This is a genomic window from Myroides odoratimimus, from assembly GCF_038039805.1.
Taxonomy (GTDB): Bacteria; Bacteroidota; Bacteroidia; order Flavobacteriales; family Flavobacteriaceae; genus Flavobacterium; species Flavobacterium odoratimimum_B.
In genome coordinates, this window is record NZ_JBBPHK010000057.1 from 1 (window position 1) to 2,063 (window position 2,063).

The window sequence follows — 2,063 nt, forward strand, 5'->3', positions numbered from 1 at the left end:
GGAGCAGTAGACTCTATTAAGGATACTGCTAGCAAGGTTCATGATCAGGCTCAGAGTAAAGTAGAAGGAGTAGTAGACTCTATTAAAGATACTGCTCAAGAAACTAAGGAGAAAACTGGTGATTTTTTCGGTAATATGTGGGATAAAGCAAAAGGGGTAGTAGAAGATGTTGTAGAGGAAATTAAAGAGTTCTCTCATAATACTAAAGATAAAGATACTAAGGTATCAGATAAAATAAGTGATACAAAAGATGCTGTTCAAAAAATAAGTAAAAATGTATCAGATAAGATATAATTGGTTGGTAATCAATCACAATATGGATTGCATAATACTTCTGAATATTTAAAATAAGGCTATAAAGGATTACAAGAAAACAAATAGAAATAAGATTTATCCATAGGGAAGGTAAGTGTTTTAATTTTTGATAACTTGTAGGGAATTAATATGACTCCCTACAAGTTTTATATTTAATAATCTTATTTATTGTATCAATAAATAAGATTCTAGCATTTATAAAGGGGTAACCCTATTTTAAAGTAATTCAAAAGAAAAAAACTGAGTAATTTTAACAGATTAAAGTGAAAGGATTATTTTGTTGAATAATTGGTAGCAATCAGAATTGTGTTATAAGTTCTCTTTTACCCTTAAATTATTCATTTCGAAAATTTTTAATTTTGAAATCATCTCATACTTTTTGATAAATGTTAATCATAACGAATATTGCTATGGCATTAAAATGATTTTATATTTTATTATCTTTAATTTGGTGTGGTAGGATTTGAATTATCCTCTTTTAAACTTCTTTAAAATCAATCAATTGTATTGTTTGTAAAAAATCAATTTACCCCAATACGTTACTTTATTAAAGTAGGTTAAAATAAAAAAAAATTAAATACTCACTTGTTTTTTTGATTGATGTAAGCGAATATCTTAGTTAAAATATTAGTTTTAGCCTTTGTTTATTTTAAGCGTGAGATTATATCTAATTCTATACTATCTTTTTGAAGTACTTGGTATACGGGGGGAGGTTTTGTTTATTTAATGCCCCCAAATTTCTATACCCTTTCTTTATTTTACAAAAGTCAAGACGACCTAATTAATTATTTTTTATAAATCAAACTTATATCAATGCAAGCTAAAAGGTAAATTAGTATGGTTTTTAAGTCTGAGAAAATGGTGTTTTTATACTTTTTCTACATTGATAAATTGTTCTAAATATAATAATCTTTGTTAAAAAATATTGGTTAGTGTTATACTTGTTTTTTTTAGTTTGTTAAATCCACTTTATTTAGTTTCTTTTTTTGTTAGGTGTGTTTTTGTAAAATTATTAAATTATTTCTCGTTATAGGTAAATAATGTGATTTTGTGGTGTATTGTCTCTTAATTAATTGGGTTATAATTAATGTGCTGATGTTTTTATGTTAGGTTTTTTGTTTTTTTTTGTTAATAATTCCTGTTTGATAACAAAATAGAACTTTGTTTTTTAATGTTTTATTGAGTTTTGTTTGATAAAATTTAGTGAATTATGAAAAAGCAATTACTATGTGTGGCAGCATTTTTATTTATGTTGTCTTTAAAGGCTCAAGTTGGTATTGGAACCAAAGTTCCAAATAAGTCAGCAGAACTTACAATAACTTCAAATGATAAGGGATTATTAATACCAAGTATTCCTTTAAAAAATACTAATGACACTTCGACTATTTCAAATGGGAATGTCGAAAGTTTATTAGTTTATGCTAATAAAAAACAAGGGGACATAGAACCTGGATTTTATTATTGGAATAAAACAAAATGGTTAAAATTAACAGTTGGTGAAGATGTAAAGGATATTGTGATAAATAACTTTGAAGAAATTGTTAAGAATGAGACTGTTCAAAATATTTTAAAGACAGCAGGAGGAAATGTTTTTTATGATGGAAATAAATTTGAATACTTAGATCGTTCAGGAGCAAGAAAGGAATTATTTTTTTCAACAATAGTTAAGGCCAATGAGACAGTAACTACGCTTGTGGCTGGTGCTGATGGTACGTATACCTATAAGTCAGAGGATGGGACAGAGACTA

General features: G+C 26.6%; 1 protein-coding gene and 1 pseudogene. Both read left to right on the forward strand.

Annotated features, from left to right (window positions below):
- On the forward strand, positions 1-294 hold a 294-nt coding region (locus tag AABL85_RS17360), incomplete at its 5' end, for a hypothetical protein (protein WP_341311021.1).
- Between the two features lie 1,231 nt (positions 295-1,525).
- Positions 1,526-2,063 (forward strand): annotated as a pseudogene (locus AABL85_RS17365) (hypothetical protein); the annotation flags it as partial.